The 17,156-nt window shown below is 74.4% G+C and carries 15 protein-coding genes; 6 read left to right on the top strand and 9 right to left on the bottom strand.

Features of this window, described 5'->3' with window-relative positions:
* The 4 genes from KV205_RS21155 to KV205_RS21140 form a co-directional block, all read right to left on the bottom strand.
* Entirely contained in the window at positions 1–1,452 is a 1,452-nt protein-coding gene (locus KV205_RS21155) for a penicillin-binding protein 2 (protein ID WP_265866063.1), read from the bottom strand.
* Positions 1,453–1,543: 91 nt separating this feature from the next.
* Positions 1,544–2,218 (bottom strand): response regulator transcription factor, encoded by a 675-nt coding sequence (locus KV205_RS21150; protein ID WP_265866062.1) that lies wholly within the window; start codon positions 2,216–2,218, stop codon positions 1,544–1,546.
* Positions 2,215–3,483: a histidine kinase gene (locus KV205_RS21145; protein WP_265866061.1), complete on the bottom strand. Its 1,269-nt coding sequence runs from the start codon at positions 3,481–3,483 to the stop codon at positions 2,215–2,217. The genes KV205_RS21150 and KV205_RS21145 overlap by 4 nt, the downstream gene beginning before the upstream one ends.
* The gene (locus KV205_RS21140) at positions 3,480–4,493 is read right to left on the bottom strand and encodes a hypothetical protein (RefSeq protein ID WP_265866060.1); all 1,014 of its coding nucleotides are present in this window, start codon (positions 4,491–4,493) and stop codon (positions 3,480–3,482) included. Before KV205_RS21140 ends, KV205_RS21145 begins: the two co-directional genes overlap by 4 nt.
* A 106-nt stretch (positions 4,494–4,599) precedes the next feature.
* Between KV205_RS21140 and KV205_RS21135 the strand changes: the two genes are divergently transcribed.
* Positions 4,600–5,196: a hypothetical protein gene (locus KV205_RS21135; RefSeq protein WP_265866059.1), complete on the top strand. Its 597-nt coding sequence runs from the start codon at positions 4,600–4,602 to the stop codon at positions 5,194–5,196.
* Between the two features lie 22 nt (positions 5,197–5,218).
* Here the strand turns inward: KV205_RS21135 and KV205_RS21130 are convergent, their stop codons facing one another.
* The gene (locus KV205_RS21130; RefSeq protein WP_265866058.1) at positions 5,219–5,989 is read right to left on the bottom strand and encodes an IclR family transcriptional regulator; all 771 of its coding nucleotides are present in this window, start codon (positions 5,987–5,989) and stop codon (positions 5,219–5,221) included.
* 122 nt (positions 5,990–6,111) lie between these two features.
* Between KV205_RS21130 and KV205_RS21125 the strand changes: the two genes are divergently transcribed.
* The 3 genes from KV205_RS21125 (at position 6,112) to KV205_RS21115 (ending at position 9,802) form a co-directional block, all read left to right on the top strand.
* A complete protein-coding gene (locus KV205_RS21125; RefSeq protein ID WP_265866057.1) occupies positions 6,112–7,659 on the top strand; it encodes an aldehyde dehydrogenase (NADP(+)) in 1,548 nt (515 codons plus the stop codon).
* Positions 7,660–7,868: 209 nt separating this feature from the next.
* On the top strand, positions 7,869–8,573 hold the full coding sequence (locus KV205_RS21120; RefSeq protein ID WP_265866056.1) for a DsbA family oxidoreductase: 705 nt from the start codon (positions 7,869–7,871) through the stop codon (positions 8,571–8,573).
* 140 nt (positions 8,574–8,713) lie between these two features.
* The gene (locus tag KV205_RS21115) at positions 8,714–9,802 is read left to right on the top strand and encodes an aminotransferase class V-fold PLP-dependent enzyme (protein ID WP_265866055.1); all 1,089 of its coding nucleotides are present in this window, start codon (positions 8,714–8,716) and stop codon (positions 9,800–9,802) included.
* Positions 9,803–9,829: 27 nt separating this feature from the next.
* On the opposite strand, the gene KV205_RS21110 is transcribed toward KV205_RS21115, so the two are convergent.
* Positions 9,830–10,336, bottom strand: a complete 507-nt coding sequence (locus tag KV205_RS21110; protein WP_265866054.1) for a MarR family winged helix-turn-helix transcriptional regulator — start codon at positions 10,334–10,336, stop codon at positions 9,830–9,832.
* Positions 10,337–10,493: 157 nt separating this feature from the next.
* Between KV205_RS21110 and KV205_RS21105 the strand changes: the two genes are divergently transcribed.
* The gene (locus KV205_RS21105) at positions 10,494–11,561 is read left to right on the top strand and encodes an alkene reductase (protein WP_265866053.1); all 1,068 of its coding nucleotides are present in this window, start codon (positions 10,494–10,496) and stop codon (positions 11,559–11,561) included.
* A gap of 18 nt (positions 11,562–11,579) precedes the next feature.
* Here KV205_RS21105 and KV205_RS21100 read toward each other — a convergent pair whose 3' ends face one another.
* Positions 11,580–12,683: an aminotransferase class V-fold PLP-dependent enzyme gene (locus KV205_RS21100; protein ID WP_265866255.1), complete on the bottom strand. Its 1,104-nt coding sequence runs from the start codon at positions 12,681–12,683 to the stop codon at positions 11,580–11,582.
* Positions 12,684–12,821: 138 nt separating this feature from the next.
* Here KV205_RS21100 and KV205_RS21095 point away from each other — a divergent pair, with 138 nt between their 5' ends.
* Positions 12,822–13,913 carry an amidohydrolase family protein gene (locus KV205_RS21095; RefSeq protein WP_265866052.1) on the top strand — a complete coding sequence of 364 codons (1,092 nt, stop codon included), beginning with the start codon at positions 12,822–12,824 and terminating at the stop codon, positions 13,911–13,913.
* Between the two features lie 57 nt (positions 13,914–13,970).
* Here KV205_RS21095 and KV205_RS21090 read toward each other — a convergent pair whose 3' ends face one another.
* Entirely contained in the window at positions 13,971–14,537 is a 567-nt protein-coding gene (locus KV205_RS21090; protein ID WP_265866051.1) for a GNAT family N-acetyltransferase, read from the bottom strand.
* Positions 14,524–16,842: a penicillin acylase family protein gene (locus KV205_RS21085; RefSeq protein WP_265866050.1), complete on the bottom strand. Its 2,319-nt coding sequence runs from the start codon at positions 16,840–16,842 to the stop codon at positions 14,524–14,526. Before KV205_RS21085 ends, KV205_RS21090 begins: the two co-directional genes overlap by 14 nt.
* Between the last annotated feature and the right edge of the window lie 314 nt (positions 16,843–17,156).

Below are 17,156 nucleotides of genomic sequence, written 5' to 3'. Positions count from 1 at the left end.
TCACTTCAGCGCGGCCTTCATCATCTTCTGCGCCACCGGCGCCGCGAGCCCGTTGCCGCTGACCTCCGAGCGCGCCGCGCCCGAGTCCTCGATCAGCACCGCGACCGCGACCTCCTTGCCGGACGCCGGATCCTTCGCGTACGAGGTGAACCAGGCGTACGGCGTCTTGCTGTTGTTCTCGCCGTGCTGCGCCGTGCCCGTCTTGCCGCCGACCTCCACCCCGCCGCCGAGCGCCGCGTTGGTGCCGGTGCCCTCCTCGACCACCGTCCGCATCGCGCTGCGCAGCTGCTTCGCGGTGTCCGCCGACACCACCCGCTCGGTCGCCCCGTCCTCGTACGACTGGAGCGCGTCGCCGTCCGCGTCGACCACCTGCGAGACCATGTGCGGGCTCGCCAGGAGGCCGTCGTTCGCGATGGCCGCCGACACCATCGCCATCTGCAGCGGCGTCGCCGTCACGTCGAACTGCCCGATGCCGCTCAGCGCCGTCTGCGCCTTGTCCATCCCCGACGGGTACACGCTCGGGTACGCGCGGACCGGCACGTCCAGCTCCTTGTCGTCGAAGCCGAACCTCTCCGCCATCGCCCGCACCTTGTCCTGGCCGAGGTCGACCGCCATCTTCCCGAAGACGTTGTTGCAGGAGTAGCGCAGCGCGGTGCGGATCGTCGCGTTCTCGCAGGGCGCCGACGCGTTCTCGTTCTTCAGGACGGTCCGGGTGCCCGGCAGCGTGTACGGGGTCGGGCTGTCCGTCGCCGTGTCGACCGAGCCGTAGAGACCGTCCTCGAGCGCGGCCGCCGCGACCACCAGCTTGAACGTCGAGCCCGGCGGCAGCGGCTGCCGCAGCGCCCGGTTCACCAGCGGCTTGTCCTCGTCCTCCGTCAGCCGCTGCCACTCCTTCCCGTCCGTCAGCCCGGCGATCTTCGACGGGTCGTACGACGGGGTCGACACCATGCCGAGGATCCGGCCGGTCTTCGGGTCGATGGCGACGGCCGCGCCCTTCTTGTTCCCGAGCGCCTCGTAGCCGGCCTTCTGCACCGCCGGGTCGATCGTCGTCAGGACCGTGCCCGGATCCGCCCGCTTGCCGGTGAGCGCGTCCAGCGGGTTCTTCAGGCGGGTGTCGGTGCCGTCCAGGACGCCCGCGTAGATGCCCTCCAGCTGGGTCGCCCCGTAGGCCTGCGAGCTGTAGCCGGTGACGGCCGCGTACAGCTCGCCGTCCGTGTAGCTCCGCTTGTAGGCGAGGTCGCCGCCCTTGGTCTCCTTCGATCCGGTGACCGGCGAGCCGGCCACGACGATGTTCCCGAGCGGCGCCGCGTACTGCGCGATGGTCTTCCGCCGGTTGTTCTTCTCGTTCGCGAGGGCCTTGCCTTCGTACGCCTGCACCCAGGTGGCCCGCCCGAGGAGGGCGAGCACCAGGAGGAGCACGAAGACCGCGCCGCGCCTGATCGTCTTGTTCATCCCACTCAGCGGGACGACCGGGACGGCGGCGATCGTTCCTGATGTGTCCGGTTTCTCAGCGAACCTTCATGTGAGGACCGGTCAGGCCGGGTCAGGTGTTCGGTGTGATGAAGCCCGACTCGTACGCCGCGATCACCGCCTGCGTGCGGTCCCGGGCGCCCGTCTTCGCGAGCACCGCCGCCACGTGCGACTTCACCGTCGCCGCGCCCACGCCCAGGCCGGCCGCGATCTCCGCGTTCGTCAGGCCCTTCGCCATCCGGCGCAGCACCTCCGCCTCCCGGTCGGTGAGCCGGGCCGCCCAGGGCGGCGCCGCCGGGTGCCGGCGGGCGTGGTCGGCGGCCAGCGCCCGGACCGCCGCCGGGTAGAGCAGCGAGTCGCTGCGCGCCACCAGGCGGACCGCGCTCACCAGCTCCTCCGGCGCCGCTCGCTTCAGCAGGAAGCCCGCCGCGCCCGCGCGCAGCGCGTCGTACACATAGGCGTCGTTCTCGAAGGTGGTCACCACCAGGATCCGGGGCGCGTCGGGGCCGTCCGTCCGGTCCGCGGTGGCCAGGATCTGCCGGGTCGCCCGGATCCCGTCGATCTCCGGCATCCGCACGTCCATCAGGACCACGTCCGGCCGCAGCTCCCGCACCACCGACACCGCCTCGGCGCCGGTCGCCGCCTCCCCGACGACCTCAAGGCCGTCCTCCGCGTCGAGGATCACGCGCAGCGCGGTGCGCACCATCCGCTCGTCGTCCGCCAGGACGACCCTGATCGCGTCGCTCATCGCGCACCCCCGACCGGCAGCCGGGCGGCGAGCCGCCAGCACCCGTCGACCGGGCCCGTCTCGGCGGCGCCGCCGAGCAGCCGGGCCCGCTCCGCCACGCCGCGCAGACCGCGCCCGCCGTCCGGGCGGGCCACCGGCGCCGGGCCGGCGGCCGGCAGTGGATTCTCCATGATGATCTCCAGTTCGTCCCCCGACAGCGCGATCCGCGCCGTCACCGTCTCGTCCCGCGCGTACCGCACCGCGTTCGTCAGTCCCTCCTGCACGATCCGGTACGCCTCCCGGGACACCGCCTCCGGCAGCCCGGACAGATCCCCGCGCACCGTCAGCGCCACCCGCCGCCCGGCGCCCCGCACCAGTGCGTCCAGGGCCTCAAGACCGGGCGCCGCGAGCTCCCCGTCGTCCTCGCCGCTGCGCAACAGACCGAGCACGGCGTCGAGTTCGCCGACCGTGCGCCGGGTCGTCTCCTCGATCGCGGTCAGCGCCTCCCGTACGAAGCCGAGATCGCCCGCCCCGGTGCCGAGCACGCCGTCGACGACCCGGCGGGCCGCCCCCGCCTGAAGGGTGACGGCGCTCAGCGCGTGTCCCACCGAGTCGTGCAGCTCCCGGGCGAGCCGGTTGCGCACCGCGAGCTCGGCGGCCCGCCGCTCGGCGGCCACGAGCCGGTCCGCCGGGCTCGGCCCGAGCAGCCGGGGCGCCGCCGCCGCGAGCAGCGCGCCCGCAGCCGCGGCCGCCACCGCGAGGGCGAGCAGCATCAGCAGGCCGAGCGGCAGCCCGGCCCAGGCGAGCCACGGCCGGTCCAGGTGCCAGAAGCGGCCGAGCTCCGACTCCCGCAGGGCGGCCGAGAACGGCAGCGCCGCCACCGAGAGCGCGAACGGCGGCAGCGCCAGACTGGCCCCGCTGACCAGGGCGCCCGCGCCCAGGTGAAGCACGAACCAGCCGGCCGTGCGCGCCTTGGCCTCCGCCCCGCGCGCCGGACCCTCCGCGAACCGGCCGGGCGCCACCCCGCACAGCGCCCGCGCCACCGCCACCGACATCGGCCGGGTCAGCGGGAACAGCGCGGTGACCGCGGCGAGCGGCAGCCCCACCCCGTACGCGCCGAACTGCACCAGCAGACTGCCGCCGAACGGCCCCCCGCCGTCCGTCAGCGGCCCGAGCACCACGGTGCCGACCAGCCAGTAGGGCATGAACAGCGCGCCGCCCACGATCAGATGGAGCCAGCGCCGCCGGGCCCGCTGCCCGAACAACGCCTGCCAGGCGCGCCTCATCCGGTCGCGGCCCGGCGGCGCAGCACCACGGCCAGGCAGCCGGCCAGCAGGAATCCGGTGATCATCTCGCCAGCGTAGGCGGCGGTCATCAGACCCGTCGGCTCTTTTCCGGGATCGGCAAGGGGCAGCAGCGACACCAGCGACATGTACGCGCCCCAGCAGCCGGCCGCACCCGAGGACACCCAGGCCAGGGCCATCACGGTGCGGGTCCGCGGCCCGGCCGGCCGGCGCAGCACGAGAGCGAGCACGGCGGCGGCCGCGACCAGCAGGAAGACCGTGCGCGCGGCGTCCACGACGGCCTTGTCGGCGTCGTACACGGAGGCCAGGTCGGGGGAGAGGCCGCGGGTCATGCCGCAGGCCCACAGGGTGTGCAGGGCGGCCGGGACGAGGGCGAGGACGGACCCGGCGACGGCGCAGCCCCGCACGACCGGGCCGCTCACGGCGGCCGGCAGCTCGCCGAGCCGCCCGCGCCAGACGTGGGCCCAGCGGTCCCGGGCGTACAGGACGAAGAGGATGCCGAGGTTCAGGCCCTGGACGATGAAGCCGCCGTAGACGACGGGGAAGACCCACGCGTCGAGGAAGGGCTCGTCGGGCGGACCGGCGGAGCCGCCGTCCTGCCCGGTGACGAGGGCGACGACCACCTGCGCCGGGTAGGCCACCATGATCGGGGCGAGCAGCCCGATCGCCGCCCACACCGGGAAGGCGAGCAGCCAGGCACGCACCCGCAGCCCCCACGGCCGGGTGAGGAGCATCGCGAGCAGGACCACCATCGCGTCGGCGAGCACGGAGATCCCGTTGACGACGGCCATCATCGTCGGGTGGTCGAGCAGCACGCTGCCGTCGGGGATGCCGATCCTGCTGCCGGCCACCCAGGCGACCTTGATGACGATGTACGGCAGGGTGCCGAGCACGGCGAGGACGCGCAGCGTCCGGCGGAAGCGGCTCACGGGCGTGGGCGCGGGCCCGGCCGAGGTGGTGGGAGCGGGGGTGGGGAGTGTCGGTGTCGTCATGCCCTCACGCTCCCGCGCGTCCCGGCCCCGGCGCGTCCTGCCGGACGGCGAACCGCCTCCGCCGCGCGGGGGAGAGGGAGGTGGACCGGACGTAGCATCGGCACTCATGGGGATTTTCATCGACGGGGTGATCGAGGCCCGAACGCCCGGTGGAGACTGGGGCATGGCGGTCGATCTGCTGGACTTCGACCTCGGCAAGCAGAGCTACGCGCGCGAGGTCCTGTTCGGGTGTCCCGGGGGCCTCGGGACCGTCCGGGCGCTGTTCGACCAGCGTGGACTGCCCGCGGACGCCACCGCCGAGTACATCCTGGACGACGAGGTCAACCACAGCCACTCGTACGCCACCTGGGCGGAGATACTGGCCGCCGACTGGGACGCGCCGCTCTGCGACGGCCCGGTCGGCCCCTGGGTCGGCGAGTGGCGGCCGGGCCCGGACGGCGAGCTGGTCTTTCACGACATCGTCTGGATCCCGGACGAGGTGGATCGCGCGGCCGACGAGGTCTTCGGCGAGGAGCTGTGCGCGTGGGAGTGGCCGGAGGGCGGTGAAGTGCCGCTGAACGGCTCCGTGTACCGCCCGGTCGTCATCACGGCCCGGATGTTCGTCCCGGCGGACGGAGACTGGGCCCCGGTGTGGGACGCCATGCGCACGCTGGCCGCCGGGCACGGGGACGACAACGTGCGCCTGGTGGTCTGGTTCGGCTGAGACCGCCGGACCCTTCCGTGCGTCAGAGCCGGCGCGTCGCCAGCGTCAGCCGGTCGCGGGCGTCGAACAGCGCGTCCTTGATGAGCTGTTCGTGCCCAGGGGTGAGCCGGGCCACCGGCACCGAGCAGCTGATGGCGTCGCGGGCCGGGGTGCGGTAGGGGATGGCGATGCCGAAGCAGCGCAGGCCGAGGGTGTTCTCCTCGCGGTCCACCGCGTAGCCCTGCTCGCGGATGACCTGCAGCTCCTGGATCAGCTGCTCGCGGTCGGTGATGGTGTGCTCGGTGAGCGCGGGCAGGGTCTCCGGCAGCAGCTTGCGGACCTGCTCGTCGCTGTGGGTGGCGAGCAGCGCCTTGCCCAGGGAGGTCGAGTGGGCCGGCAGCCGGCGCCCCACCCGGGTGAACGGCCGCAGATAGTGCTGGGACTGACGGGTCGCCAGATAGACCACGTTGGTGCCGTCGAGGCGCGCCAGGTGGATGGTCTCGGTGGTGTCGTCGGAGAGCCGGTCCAGGGTGGGCCGGGCGGCGGCCACCACCTCGTCGCCGTCGATGTAGGACGTGCCGACGAGCAGCGCGCGCACCCCGATGCCGTACCGCGTGCCGGTCGCGTCGGTCTCCACCCAGCCCAGCTCGACCAGGGTGCGCAGCAGCATGTACAGGCTGGACTTCGGGTAGCCGACGGCCTCCTGGACGGCGGCGAGCGAGTGCATGCCGGGCCGCCCGGCGAAGTACTCCAGCAACTCCACCGTCCGCACCGCGGACTTGACCTGCGCCCCACCGGCGTCGCTCGTCGCCATCGCCCCTCGCCCCTCGTCGTCCCTCGCCCTTGGTTCCGGACCTCGGTCCCGCGCGGTCTCCTGCTCCGCGCGGCCTTGCGGAACCCCCTTGTGGAGACGGCTCGGCCGTCCCTAGAGTCCCGATGTCGGATTCACCTACAGGGACCGCGTTCAGAATAGCGAACAACGTGGGCGAGGGGCGTGTCGTGGCAGCACCAGTGTGGAGTGTGGACCCCCGGACGGGGAAGGCGCGGGAACAGGTCGCCGTGGAGGCCGACGCGGCCGAGGTCGACGCGGCCGTACGGGCCGCGTACGCTACCCGCGAGGCGCTCGCCGACCGAGGGGCGCGGGCCCGGCTGCTGCGCGCCGCCGCCGATCTCCTCGACGCGGCCCGCGACCGGGTCGTCGAGGCCGCCGACGCCGAGACCGCCCTCGGCCCGGTCCGGCTCACCGGCGAACTCGCCCGGACAACCGCCCAGTTGCGCTACTTCGCCGGCATCGTCGAGGACGGCGCCTTCCTGGACGTACGGATCTCCCGGCCCGACCCGGCGACCACCCCGCCCACCCCCGACCTGCGGCGCATGAAGGTCCCGCTCGGCGTCGTCGCCGTCTACGCGGCCAGCAACTTCCCGCTCGCCTTCTCCGTCCCCGGCGGCGACACCGCGAGCGCGCTCGCCGCCGGCTGCCCCGTGGTCGTCAAGGCGCACCCCGACCACCCGGCCACCTCCGAACTGTGCGCCGCGCTGCTGCGCAAGGCCGCCGCCGAGAGCGGACTGCCCGAGGACGTCGTCCGGCTCGTGCACGGCTTCGGCGCGGGCACCGAACTGGTCCGGCACCCGCTGGTCGCCGCCGCCGGCTTCACCGGCTCGGTACGGGGCGGCCGGGCGCTCTTCGACGCGGCCGCCGCCCGCCCCGTACCCATCCCCTTCCACGGCGAACTCGGCTCGCTCAACCCCGTGGTGATCACCGAGGCGGCGGCCGCGGAGCGGGCCGAGGAACTCGGCGCGGGCCTCGCGGCCTCCATGACCCTGGGGCAGGGGCAGTTCTGCACCAAGCCCGGCTTCGTCCTGGCGCCGGCCGGCGAGGCCGGCGACCGGTTCGTGTCCGCGCTCACGGACGCCGTGAGCGAGACCGAGCCCGGCGTGATGCTCGACCACCGGATGCGGGACGCCTTCCTCGACGGCGTACGCGAGCGGGCCGCCCTCCCCGGCGTCACCGTGACCGTCACCCCGGGCGCCGGCGGCGAGCACACCGTCAGCGGCGGGGTCCTCGTCACCGACGCGGGACCGCTCGCCGAGGGCGGCCACGCGGCCCTCCTGGAGGAGTGCTTCGGCCCGGTGACCGTCGTCGCCCGCTACGCCTCGCGCGAGGAGGCCGGCACGGTCCTCGGCCTGCTGCCCGGCAACCTCACCGCCACCCTCCAGACCACCGACGAGGACCCCGAGGCCCCCGGCCTGCTCGCCGACCTCACCCCGCTGGCCGGCCGGATCCTCGTCAACGGCTGGCCGACCGGCGTCGCCGTCGCCGACGCCCAGCACCACGGCGGCCCCTACCCGGCCACCACCTCCCTCTCGACCTCGGTCGGCGGGACGGCGATCGAGCGCTGGCTGCGCCCGGTCACGTACCAGTCGACGCCGCAGCACCTGCTGCCGCCGGAGCTGCGGGACGCGGCGGAGGCCGGGGAGGGCTGATCGCCCCCGAGCGCCTACCGCGCCTGCTTCAACCGGCTCTCCGGCGCCGGTACCGGTATCGGCGCCGGAGGGCGGGCGGAGGTGCGCCCGGAGGTGCGCCCGCTCACACCGGCGGCCGCGGCGGAATGAAACCGGCGGGCCGGGGCGTTCCCGTCACGGAACACCCTGAACACCCGCACCACCGAGCCCCCTCGTAGGAGAAGCCCCCCATGCGCGTCGAGATCTGGAGCGACATCGCCTGCCCCTGGTGCTACATCGGCAAGGCCCGCTTCGAGCAGGGCCTCGCGGCCTTCGCCCACCGGGACGAGGTCGAGGTCGTGCACCGCTCCTTCGAGCTCGACCCGCACCGCGCCAAGGGCGACACCGGCCCGGTCCTTCAGATGCTGGCGCAGAAGTACGGGCGCAGCCTCGACGAGGCCCGCGCCATGGAGGCGCACGTCGCCGACAACGCCCGCTCGGAGGGCCTCGGCTACCGCACGGAGGGCCGCGACCACGGCAACACCTTCGACATCCACCGTCTGCTGCACCTGGCCAAGGAGCGCGGCCGGCAGAGCGAGCTGCTGGACCTGGCCTACCGGGCCAACTTCGCCGAGGAGCGTTCCGTCTTCGACGACGAGACCCTGGTGACCCTCGCGGTCGAGGCCGGTCTCGACGAGGCCGAGGCGCGCGCGGTGCTCGCCGACCCCACCGCGTACGCCGACGCCGTACGGGCCGACGAGCGCGAGGCGGCCGAACTCGGGGCGAACGGCGTGCCGTTCTTCGTCCTCGACCGGCGCTACGGGGTGTCCGGCGGCCAGCCCGCCGAGGTCTTCACCCAGGCCCTGGAGCAGGCCTGGCAGGGCCGCGTCCTGCAGCCGGTCGGGGGCGGCGACGCCGCTTCTGCTGCCTGCGACGTCGACGGCGGAAACTGCTGATCCGGCCTTCCCCTGCCGGTGCCCACGCCGGTGTCCCTGCCGGTGTCCACGTCGCTGTCCAGGTCTTATAAGTCAGGCTTGCAGATTCCCCATGATCTCTCTCAATTGACGTGAGATCGTGGGGAATCCAGTCTTGTCCCATGGAATCCGTGGAACACCACCTGGACCGTCCGGACCGCCTGGAGCCGCTGGGCGGCGCCGAGTTCGCCCCCAAGCAGACCTATCTCAACACCTCCGCCTGCGCGCTGCTGCCCCGCCGCACGATCGACGCGGTCGTCGCACTCGCCGAGGAGACCGCCGACGGGCGCCCCGGCGGCGCCGGCGACTTCGAGGTGGCCGACGAGGCCCGGGCCGCCTTCGCCCGGCTCGCGCACACCACCCCCGACCGCGTCGCGCTCGGCAGCTCCGTCTCCGTCCACGTCGGCATGGTGGCGCAGTCCATGCCGCCCGGGGCCGAGATCCTCTTCCCCGAGGGCGACTTCTCCTCCGTCAGCACGCCCTTCACGGTGCGCGGCGACCTGAAGACCCGGTTCGTGCCGCTGGACCGGCTCGCCGAGTCCGTACGGCCGGAGACCGCGCTCGTCGCCTTCTCCGCCGTGCAGTCGGCGGACGGCCGCACCGCCGACTTCGCGGCCGTCCGTGCCGCGGCGGCGGCGCACGGCGCCCGTACTCTGCTCGACGCCACCCAGTCCGCGGGCTGGCTGCCGCTGCACGCGGAGGAGTGGGACTTCACCGTCTCCGGCGGCTACAAGTACCTGCTCTGCCCGCGCGGGGCGTCCTTCCTCACCGTCACGGCCGAGGCGCAGGACGCGCTGCTGCCCATCCACGCGGGCTGGGTCACCGGCGAGGAGCTGTGGTCCAACAGCTACGGCCCGGTGCGCGAACTCGCCCGCTCCGCCCGCCGGTTCGACGAGCCGCCGGCCTTCCTCTCGTACCACGGCGCGGCCCGCTCGCTCGCCCTCCTGGAGGAGATCGGCATCGAGCGGATCGAGGCCCACAACAAGACCCTCGCGGCCCGCTTCCGGGCCGGCCTCGCCGCGCTCGGGCACCCGGCGGTCGCGGACGACTCGACGGTCGTCGGCGTGCCCGGCATGGGCGAGCGCGCGCAGGCGCTGCGCGCGGCGGGCGTCCTGCTCTCGGCCCGCGCCGGGAACCTGCGGGCCTCCTTCCACCTCTACAACTCCTCGGCCGACGTCGACCGGGCCCTGGAGGTCCTCGCCGCCGGCTGAGCCGGGCGTGATCCGGAAAGCGGTGCCTCAGCGGTTCTCCGGCCCGCACTCGCCCGCCTCGCCGCACAGGTTCTCCTCCAGGCGGGCGAGCAGCCGGGTCAGCTGTGCGCGGTCGTCGGCGTCGAGCCCGGCCAGGGTGCGCTCCTCCAGGGTCGCCCAGGCGGCCTCGACCCGGGACCGCAGGGCCTCGCCCTCCTCCGTCGGCTCGACCAGCACGGCCCGCCGGTCGTCCGGGTCCGGCCGGCGGCGCACATGGCCGCACTGCTCCAGGCGCTGGAGCATCTTCGTGACCGTCGACGGGTCGAGCCCCAGCGACTGGATCAGCGCCGACTGGCGCACCGGCCCGCAGTCCCACAGGGCCATCATCAAGAACTCCTGGCCCGGATAGAGGTCCGCCTCCTTGAGCAGGCGCGCCGCCGCGATCCGGTGCAGCCGGGCCACCCGGGACAGCGCGTGGCTGGCCGGCCCGCCGCGGGCCGCCGACGGCAGGCCGGCGGTGGCGGGGTAGGTACAGAAGGGTTCGGTTCCGGACACGGGGCTCTCCTCCAGGGTGCAGGTCTCCAGATTAGCTTGGTCGGCCAAGGAATGCGTTACAGTGGGCTCGCCAGCAAATCATTGGCCGACCACATGTTTATGGTTGGCCGACCACATAAATGCTTGGTCGACCACATATGCCCCCGGGAGGGCCGTCATGACCACCGCCTTCGACCCCATCGACCTCGCCGGCGCACGCCTCGCCAACCGCATCGCCATGGCGCCCATGACCCGCAGCCGGGCCGAGGCCGAGCGCCGCATCCCCACCCGGCTCACCGCCGAGTACTACGCCCAGCGCGCCTCCGCCGGCCTGATCATCACCGAGGGCGTGCAGCCCATCGCCGTCGGCCAGGGCTACCCCAACACCCCCGGACTGCACAGCGCCGAGCAGATCACCGCCTGGCGCGAGGTCACCGACGCCGTCCACGCCCGCGGCGGCACGATCTTCGCCCAGCTCATGCACGCCGGCCGGATCAGCCACCCCGAGGTCCTCGGCGACGGCCTCCACCCGGTCGGCCCGTCCGCCGTCACCCCGGCCGGACAACTCTTCGCCGGCCCCGGCATGAAGGACTTCACCGCCCCGCGCGAACTGACCGGCGACGAGGTGCGCGAGACGATCGAGGGCTTCGCGGCCGCCGCCCGCAACGCCGTCGAGGCCGGCTTCGACGGAGTCGAGATCCACGGCGCCAACGGCTATCTGGTGCACCAGTTCCTGGCCACCAACACCAACCACCGCACCGACGAGTGGGGCGGCCCCGTCGAGAACCGCATCCGCTTCGCCGTCGAGGTGGTCCGCGCCGTCGCCGACGCCATCGGCCCCGAGCGCACCGGACTGCGGATCTCCCCGGCCAACCGGTACAACGACATCGCCGAGACCGACACCGACGAGGTCTACCTCGCCCTCGTCGCCGCGATCGACCCGATCGGCATCGCCTACCTGCACGTCACCGAGCCGGTGGCCGAGGTACGGGACCTCACCCTCGCGCTGCGCAAGCGCTTCTCCGGCACCTTCGTGCTCAACCCGGCCACCGAGGGCCCGACCGGCCCCGAGGCGCTCGGCCTGATCGAGGACGGCACCGCCGACATCCTGGCGTACGGTGCCCTGTTCCTCGCCAACCCCGACCTGCCGGCCCGTCTCCGGGCCGACGGGCCGTACAACACCCCCGACACCGCCACCTTCTTCGGCGGCGACCACCGCGGCTACACCGACTACCCGGCGCTGTAGCGGCACGAGGGGGAGGGGTCAGGCGGTCCAGGCCGCCGTGACCGCCCGGCCTGCGCCCTCCAGGTCCACGGTGCGGCCCGTCTCCGCGAGGGCCGCACCGAGCGCCGCGAGCGAGGACCGCACCGCGCCGGGCGTCGCGTCCACCCCGTAGTGGTTGACCCGGATCATCTCCTTCGCCAGCGCCCCGCCGCCCGCGATCAGCGGCAGCGACGGGTCGGCGGCCAGCGCCTTCGCGACGAGCTCGGAGGCCTCCACCCCGGCCGGGGAGCGCAGCGTCGTCGCGACCGGCGCCGCGTCCTTCGCCTCGTGCACATACGGCTCCAGGCCGCCGCCGAGCGCCAGCGCACCCGCCCGGGTCGCCGCCGCGGCCGCCGCGTGCCGGGCCGTCAGCGCGGCCAGGCCCTCGGTCTCGATCCGGTCCAGGCAGGCCTCCAGGGCCAGCATCTCCAGCTGCGCCGGGGCGTGCAGCAGCGCCTTGCGGCCGCCGTCGATCCAGCGCTCCTTCCAGTCGAGGAGCGAGAGGTACGAGCGGCGCGGCGCCGCCGGGTTGGCCGCGAAACGCTCCCAGGCCCGCTCGCTCACCGACACCGCCGACACCCCGGCCGGGCCGCCCATCGCCTTCTGCGCGCCGATGATGCACATGTCGACGCCCCAGGCGTCCGGCAGCACCGGCTCCGCGCCGATCGACGCCACCGCGTCCAGGTAGAACAGCGCGCCGTGCGCCCGCACGACCTCGCCGATCTCCGCGACCGGGTTGGTGTTCCCGGTCGCCGCCTCCGCGTGCACCAGCGACACGAACTCGATCTCCGGGTGCTCCGCGAACGCCCGCGCCACCTGCTCGGCGGTCACCGCCGCGTGGAACGGCACCTCCAGGTCGACCACGGTCGCCCCGCAGTCGCGCAGCCAGTTGCCGAAGGTCTGCCCGTACGGGCCGGTGACGATGTTCAGCGCCGTCGAACCCGCCCGCGCGCCGCTGCGGATGCAGCCCTCCAGCGGCAGCAGCGCCTCGCCCTGGGTGATCACCACGTCCTGCTCGGTGGAGAGCAGCGTGGCGACCCGCCGCTCGATCGACGCGAAGCGGGCGGCGGTCAGCGGGGCCAGGTCGAGGAGCGGGTGCGTCACGGTCACGGTGGTGCCTTCTTCGGTTCGGATGCGTGTGTTCGGATACGTGTGGGGGACACGTAGATCGGGATGCGTACGGGCAGGGCCTGGCTCAGGGTACCCAGGGACCCCGCCCCAGGGGCCTCGTAGAGTGCGGGTATGAGCGATGACGTGGTGCTGCATGTGAAGGGGCGGGTGCTCGTCGGCCCGGAGGACGTACGCGACGAACTGTGGTGCCTCGACGGGAAGATCACCTTCGAGCGGCCCGCCGGGCGGACGGAGACCCTGACCGTCGAGGGCTGGGCGCTGCCCGGCCTGGTCGACGCACACTGCCACGTCGGGCTCGACAAGCACGGCCCGGTCGACGAGGCCACCGCCGAGAAGCAGGCGCTCACCGACCGGGACGCCGGCACGCTGCTCATCCGTGACGCGGGCTCGCCGTCCGACACCCGCTGGATCGACGACCGCGAGGACCTGCCGAAGATCATCCGGGCCGGCCGGCACATCGCCCGCACCCGCCGCTACATCCGCAACTACGCCCACGAGATCGAGCCCGACGAGCTCGTCGCGTACGTCGGGCGGGAGGCCCGGCGCGGCGACGGCTGGGTGAAGCTGGTCGGCGACTGGATCGACCGCGACCTCGGCGACCTCTCCCCGTCCTGGCCGCGCGCCGAGGTCGAGGCCGCCATCGCCGAGGCGCACCGGCTCGGCGCCCGGGTCACCGCGCACTGCTTCGCCGAGGACTCGCTGCGCGACCTGGTCGAGGCGGGCATCGACTGCGTCGAGCACGCCACCGGCCTGACCGAGGACACCATCCCGCTCTTCGCCGAGCGCGGGGTCGCCATCGTCCCCACCCTGGTCAACATCGCGACCTTCCCGCATCTCGCGGACGGCGGCGAGGCGAAGTTCCCGCGCTGGTCGGCGCACATGCGGCGGCTGTACGAGCGGCGGTACGACACCGTGCGCGCCGCCTGGGACGCGGGCATCCCGGTCTTCGTCGGCACCGACGCGGGCGGCTCGCTCCCGCACGGCCTGGTCGCCGCCGAGGTCGAGGAGCTGACCCGGGCCGGCATCCCCGCCCTGGACGCGCTGTCCGCGACGGCCTGGCGGGCCCGCGACTGGCTGGGCCGCCCCGGCCTGACCGAGGGCGCCCCGGCCGACCTCGTCGTCTACGGCGAGGACCCGCGCGCGGACGTCCGGGTCCTCGCGGCCCCGCGGCGGGTGATCGTCGACGGCCGGGTGATCGGCTGAGCCCCGGCCCCGGCACCGGCCTCGGGACCGGGGCCGGTCAGCCCTTGGCGTGGCCGGTCAGCCCTTGGTGTAGAAGGCGAGCCGCGCCCGCTTCTCCGGGATGAACACCTCCGGCAGGTCCACCTCGGGCAGCACGACCTCCGGGCCCAGCTCGAAACCGGCCCGAACCAGCCGGGCGACCGCCTTCTCGTTGGCGGCGTCCGGCTCGCCCACGATCCGGCTGCGGCCGGTGAGCGCGAAGTCGAGCAGGGCGACGAGCAGCGCACTCGTGAAGCCCTGCTCGGGCGCGGCGGCCGAGGGGGCGAGGAAGAGGTGCACGCCGATGTCGCCCGGCCGGACCTCGTAGCACTCGGAGACCCGGTCGGCCTCGGGGTCGTACGTCTGGAAGATCCCGACCGGCACGTCGTCGCGGCGCACCAGGAAGCCGTGGTGGGTGGTGAGCGAGTCGAGGTGCGCGTAGATCTCCCGGACCTGCTCGACGGTGGTGCCGTTCATGCCCCAGAAGCGGGCCCGCTCCTCGTTCACCCAGGCGTGGATCAGCGGGGCGTCGGCGTCGGGGTCGATCCGGTCGACGCGGACGGTGCCGAAGCCCTCGACGTCCCGTATGTACTCAGTCCTGCTCATCGTCTGTGTCTTCCTTCACGAGGTGGGTCCAGTTCGTGGTGACGGGGGCGAGTTCGCCGCGCAGCCACAGGGGGAGCTGGTCGCGGTGGTGCGGGTCGCCGGGCACGCCGGAGGCGCCGAACGGCACGATCCACCGGCTGCGTTCGCGGTCCGCCAGGTCCCAGACGTAGCGGGCGGCGGAGGCCCGGGCGCTGCGGTCGGTGTACCCGGGCACGCTGGAGGAGGAGAGCACGCAGTCCTGGTCGCCGGCGAGGCCGGGCCAGGACGCGTCGTCCTCGTCCGGCAGCGCCTGCCAGGGCGCCAGCCGGTGCGTCACGCCCCACGCGGGCGGCGGGTCCCCGGCGCCGACCTCCTCCAGGGCCTCCCGCACGATCCGCGCGAGCTCGGCGGCCGGCACCGGCCCGGCGCCGGTCAGCAGCGTCTCCAGGGCGAGCCCGACCCTCGGGCCGAGCGCCAGCCAGGGCTGGAACAGTTCGGGGTACGGGGCGGGTTCGCGCAGCTCCGCGAAGGCGTCGTGGGCCGTGGTGCGCCGTACGACCGCGCCCCGCACCGCCGCGTAGAGCCCGGCGTCCGTGCTGTCGGCGGCCATCCGCCGGTCCCAGCCGAGCAACGTCGCCCGCACCCGGCGGGCGGCGGGGGAGAGCGCCGCCTCGTCGGTGGCGCCGATCCGCTCCAGGAGCCGCCGGGCGGACGGGTTGTCGGTGTCGGTGTGCACGGCGGCGGTCGCGGCCGGGGTCCAGGCGTCGGAGGCCGCCAGGAGCGCGCCGATCCGCTCGGCGCGGTGCGGCGGCGCGAACTCGACGCCCAGCGGCGCGGCCAGCCCGCGCGCGTTGGCCATCACGGCGTACCCCTCGGCCCCGACCTCGGCGCGCGGCAGCGGCGCGGGCGCGTCCGCCCAGGCGTGCCGCGCCTCCCACGCGGGCACCACCCGCAGCGCGTTCGCCCGGTCCCGCACCGGGACATGCCCGGCGACCCGGTGCAGCAGCCCCCCGTCCACATCGGCGGCCTGCACCACATTCACCGGCTCCACCCACGCCCCGAGCGCCCGATCCACCTCCCCGACACTCCGCGCCCGCAGCAACGCGGGCAGCGAGGCAAAGCCCAACTCCCCGGTGACCCGGGGCGGGTGTCGCAGGCTGATGGCCTCCCACTCGACGGTGTCGGGGCCGTCCGCCCCGGTGCCGTCCGCCCCGGTGTCGTCAGGCTGGGCGGCATCGCCCACGCCGCCGGCCTCGGCGCCGAAGGCGCCTGCCGCGCCGTCCGGCTCGGTGGCTTCGCCCGCGCCCGCGCCTGCGCCCTCGCCCGTGCCGGCCTCGCGGCGCCCACCGCCGCCCGCGGCGTGGGCCCCGGCGCCGCCGGCCGCGCCCGCCCCGCCCCCGGCGCCGAAGGCGCCCTGCGCGCCGATGATCACCGGACCGCGGGCCGTCTCCACGACCTCGACGCGGACCGGGGCGGCGGCGCCCCGTACCCGTACCGTCTCGGTGTGCGCGGTGGCCGGTTCCCAGCCGGTCGGGCCGAGGGCCTCGATGCGGCCGTCGGGCAGGCGGCGCAGGCGTTCGCGGTAGAGGTCCTGGTAGTCGGCCATGGCGTTGGTGATGGCCCAGGCGACGCGGCCGGCGTGGCCGAAGTGGGGGAGGCCGGGGACGCCGGGGACGGCGAGGCCGAGGACGTCGTAGTCGGGGCAGGAGAGGCGGATCTGCTGGTAGACGCCGGGCGCCTCGATGAAGCGGTGCGGGTCGCCGGCGACGAGCGGGGCGCCGCTCGCCGTCCGCGCGCCGGAGAGCAGCCAGCCGTTGGAGCCGGCCGTGCCCGGGCCGTCGGCGGCGAAGAGCTCGGTCCACTCCTCGCCGAGCCGGGCGGCGACCCGGTCGCGCCACAGCTTGGTGGGGAAGCCGGCGAAGAGGATGTGGGTGGAGAGCCAGACGGCCAGCGGCGTCCAGGGCTCCCAGCGGCCCGGCCGCAGCCCGGTCGCCGCGAACTCGGGTGCTCGCCGGGCGCCCTCCGCGAGGCCCTCGTTGACCCCGTCCACGTACGCCCGCACCCAGGCCGCGGTCTCGGCGTCCAGCCGGTCGTGGCAGCGGCGCGCGGTGTCGGCGAGCCGGGCCTGCCGTACGAAGACGTCCCAGCCGGCCTCCGCCGCGCCCAGGAAAGTCGCGCTGGTGCCCTGTGCCCGGTGCCGCTCGACCTCCAGCTGCCAGGCCCGGTCCCGGGCGGTCACCAGGCCCTGGGCGCGGGCCAGTTCCCGGGGGTCGGCGGCCCGCAGATGGGGCACGCCCCAGGCGTCCCGGAAGACCTCGATGCTCACGCGTACGACCCCGATCAGGTCAATGACCCTTGGATTGGCTCTCAGGTTCTTAGGTTAGGCTGGCCTAAATTAACCTACAGGATCCCCGGGGGTCGATCGCGGGGTGGACGCGGCGGCAGGTTGACGAACCGTTACGCCGGGCCGGCGCACATCGTTCTCACCCTTCCCGAACACCCCCGAGCGTGCCCCCGTGCGCTCGCACACCCTGCGACGGACGGGGCGGCCGAGAACGTCTGTGCCGAAAGATTCGAATATGGGCACGGAAACCACCCTTTGGAGTGAACTCACGCCAGGTGTCTGTCAGTTCACCCACA

The organism is Streptomyces sp. SKN60 (genome assembly GCF_026236535.1).
Lineage (GTDB): Bacteria > Actinomycetota > Actinomycetes > Streptomycetales > Streptomycetaceae > Streptomyces.
Note: the sequence above shows the minus strand (reverse complement) of the source record. Positions and strands in the feature narration are given on the sequence as shown.